Genomic DNA, 3,405 nt, shown 5'->3' on the forward strand with positions numbered 1-3,405 from the left:
TCTCAGCGGTCCCCGTCCAGGCTGATCCGGCCGATCCGGATGGTGACGATGGTAAGCAGAGCGAGAATGAGGAAGAGCAGGGTCGAGGCGGCGGAGCCATAGGCGAACTTGTCGAACTCGAACAGGTTCTCGCGGGCGAACACCGACATCGACTTGGTGTGCACATTGTTGGGCGTCAGCACATAGATCAGGTCGAAGATACGCAGCGCATCGAGCGCGCGGAAGATCACCGCCACCAACAGCGCGGGACGGATCAGCGGCAAGGTCACCCGCCAGAAGATCTGCCAGGGGTTGGCGCCGTCGAGCCTGGCGACCTCGATGATCTCCCTCGGCAGCATCTGCAGCGCGGCCAAGATGAGCAGCGTCATGAATGGCGTCGCCTTCCAGATATCGACGATGAGGACCGCCGCCATCGCGGTGTCGGCGTTGGCCGTCCAGGCGATCTTGGTGCTGATCAGGCCGAGATTGAGCAGCACCACATTGATGATGCCGAACTGGTCGTTGAGCATCCATTGCCACATCTTCGCCGAGACGATCGTCGGGATCGCCCAGGGGATCAGGATCGCCGCCCTGACGATGCCGCGGCCTCTGAATTCGGCGTTGAGAACCAGGGCAACGATGGTGCCGAGGATGGTCTCGCAGGTCACCGAAATCACGGTGAAGCGCACCGTGTTCCAGACGGCACGCCACCAGACAGGGTCGACCAGCAACCCGTCATAGAGGGTCCGGCCGCTTGGCATGTGAAGTACCGAAAAGTAATTGGCGAAGCCGACCCATTGGCGCGCGTCGAGATCGGCCAGCGAGGCGTCGGTGAAGCTGAAATAGACCGTGCGGGCAAGCGGCCAGCCGGCCGCCGCGGCGAGCACCAGAAGCATTGGCGCCAGGAAAAGCCACGCCGAGCGAACGCGCTGTGCCCTCAACGGCGCGTGCGCGGCCTTGGCTGTTTCCGGTTTCATCCCTGTCATCTCGCTCCGCTCGCTGCGGTCCCGCCGGCCGGCTGTCCCAGTATCGTCACCAGCCTCGGCCCTTCAGCTTGGTCAGCGTCGCTTCGAGGTCGGCCAGATTGTCGGCGGCAGTGCCGTCGCCCGAGAGCGTGTTGTGAACAGCGTTCCAGAACTGGCTCGACGCCTCGTTGTATTTGATCCTGGTGGCGGCCGAGGGGCGCGGCACCGCATTGAGAAAGATCTGCTTCCAGCGCGGAATAATCGGGTGTTCCATGGCAATGTCGGCATCGTCATACAGCGCCTGGATGGTCGGCAGATTGGACGTCTTCAGCGCGCGGTATTTCTGCATCGCGGGCGAGGCAATGAACTTGACCAGCTCGATCGCGGCATCCGGATGCTTCGAATATTTGGAGACCGCGAGGTTCCAGCCACCCAGCGTCGCGACCGGTCGGGCGCCTTCGCCGGTGCCGGCCGGCAGCGGCGCCACGTCGAACTTGCCCTTGATCGGCGAGCCCTCGCCGTTGCCGAGCGCATAGGCATAGGGCCAGTTGCGCATGAACACCGCGTTGCCGGTCTGCCAGACGCCGCGCGATTCCTCTTCCTGGTAGGCGAGCACGCCGGGCGGCGCGATGGTCCCGACCCAGCCCTTGACCATATCGAGCACCGCCGCCGCTTTTGGATTGCTGATGGAGATGGAGCCGTCCGGCTCGATGATCTGGCCGCCGCCATTCGACATCACCCATTCGAGCGCGTCGCAGGTCAGCCCCTCATAGGCGTTGCCCTGAAAGACGAAGCCCCAGATATCCCGATTGCCGGCTGCACGTTCCTTATCCATGACCAGCCTGGCGGTGTCCGCCAGTTCCTTCCAGGTGGCCGGCACCTTGGCGCCATATTTGTCGAGGAGATCCTTGCGGTAGTAGAGCGCCGGCGCATCGGTGAAGATCGGCAAGGCGACGAGCTTGCCATTGACGGTCTGCGACCGGATGATCGACGGGAAATGCTCGGCCACGATGTCCCTGGTCGCTGCGGTCAAATCGACGAGCTGGCTGGCGAGCTGCGGCGCCCAGATCACGTCCGTCTGGTAGACGTCGATGTCGCTGTTTCCGGCGGCAAGCCACAGCCGGTACTGGCCGAACTGGTCGGTCCCGGACGTCGGCATGACGACGATGTTGACCTTGTTGCCGCTGTCTTTCTCGTAACGGTCGAGGATCTCGCGCAGCACCTTGATGCCGTCGCCGGTATCGCCCGACACCATCGACAGCTCGACGGCCCGCGCCGGCGTACCAATCAGCATGGCGGCGACGCCGAGCGCCAGGAATGCGTGAGAAAACTTCATGGTGATGGATGTCCCTCCGCAGCCGGCGACAGGAAACACTCCACGCGCCGGCAGCTTGTCGGACCCCGCCTTCCATTGAATGCGAAGCGGCGCTTTGGGTTCCCAAATCGCGCCGTTCCTGCGTGAGGCGACACCCATCAGGGGGTGTTGAGATTCAGGTCAGGCCGAGTCGAAAATGGTGGTTTCCGAGAACCGGAGCGGAGCGTACTTTTGGGTACGTGAGCACCGGAAGCGCAGGAAGCCATCATTTGCAGGCCGGCATCACCTGAATATCAGCACACCCTAGCCTTCCCAGGCGACAGGCATCATCCCCAGCCGCTCATAGAGCCGGACGGCGGCGGGATTCTCGACCGTGTTGGTCTTGAGGTCGACATGGTCGGCGCCGCGTTCGCGAAAAACGGCGAAGGCGTGCCACATCAGCGCTTCGGCAACACCCTTGCCGCGCGCCTCGGGATGAACGGCAAGATCCTTGACGAAGGCGCGGGTCCAGCACAGCGCCGCCGCCGCCAGCCGGCCCTTGGCGTCGATGACGAGGAAGCACAGCGCCGGGTCGAATTCGGGATCGTCCGCGATACGCGGCCACCACTCGTCGAACGGACCATCGGCGCCGTCATCGAACACTTCCGTCAAAAGCGCATGCAGGGCGGGCGCGTCACCAGGCTCGAAACTGCGCATGACAAAGCCGTCGGGCCAGTGCGGCGGAACCAGCGTCTCATCGAGGATCTTGCGCAGCCGGATGTCGTTCAGGGCCGGCGGGCGCGGTTCAGGCATCGCGCTCAGGCGTCGGGTTGCAGGCGACGGCGCTGGCGGTCGCGGCCAAGGCCGGTCGCCTCGAGCAGGCCCTTGCGCTTGGCGTCGTAATAATAGCCGGTCTGATAGAGCCAGTCGGCCTTCTTGGCGTTGCCGCCGGCCACCAGCCAGGCGCCGCGCAGATATTTGACCGCGTATTTTAGATTGGTTTCGGCGTCGAACAGGCCCTTGGCCGGTCCGTCATAGCCCATGCCGCGTGCCGTCGCGTGCTTGATCTGCATCAGTCCCCAATGGCCGTTGTTGTAGGCTTTCGGGTTGAAGGTGCTCTCGCGGTTGACGACATGGCGCACCAGGTCCACCGGCACCTGGTAGATC

Annotated in this window: 4 protein-coding genes; all 4 read right to left on the reverse strand. The window is 63.9% G+C overall.

Features of this window, described 5'->3' with window-relative positions:
* Window positions 1-2: 2 nt before the first annotated feature.
* Window positions 3-965 (reverse strand): sugar ABC transporter permease, encoded by a 963-nt coding sequence (locus EN994_RS23415; RefSeq protein ID WP_063168799.1) that lies wholly within the window; start codon window positions 963-965, stop codon window positions 3-5.
* A 46-nt stretch (window positions 966-1,011) separates the two neighbouring features.
* Window positions 1,012-2,280 (reverse strand): ABC transporter substrate-binding protein, encoded by a 1,269-nt coding sequence (locus EN994_RS23420; RefSeq protein ID WP_063170315.1) that lies wholly within the window; start codon window positions 2,278-2,280, stop codon window positions 1,012-1,014.
* A 282-nt stretch (window positions 2,281-2,562) separates the two neighbouring features.
* Window positions 2,563-3,051 carry a GNAT family N-acetyltransferase gene (locus EN994_RS23425; protein WP_024504138.1) on the reverse strand — a complete coding sequence of 163 codons (489 nt, stop codon included), beginning with the start codon at window positions 3,049-3,051 and terminating at the stop codon, window positions 2,563-2,565.
* 5 nt (window positions 3,052-3,056) lie between these two features.
* The coding region (locus EN994_RS23430) for a lytic transglycosylase domain-containing protein (protein ID WP_164746109.1) at window positions 3,057-3,405 on the reverse strand (349 nt) is incomplete at its 5' end.

It is taken from the genome of Mesorhizobium sp. M7A.F.Ca.CA.002.09.1.1 (assembly GCF_003998555.1).
GTDB classification, from domain to species: Bacteria; Pseudomonadota; Alphaproteobacteria; order Rhizobiales; family Rhizobiaceae; genus Mesorhizobium; species Mesorhizobium ciceri.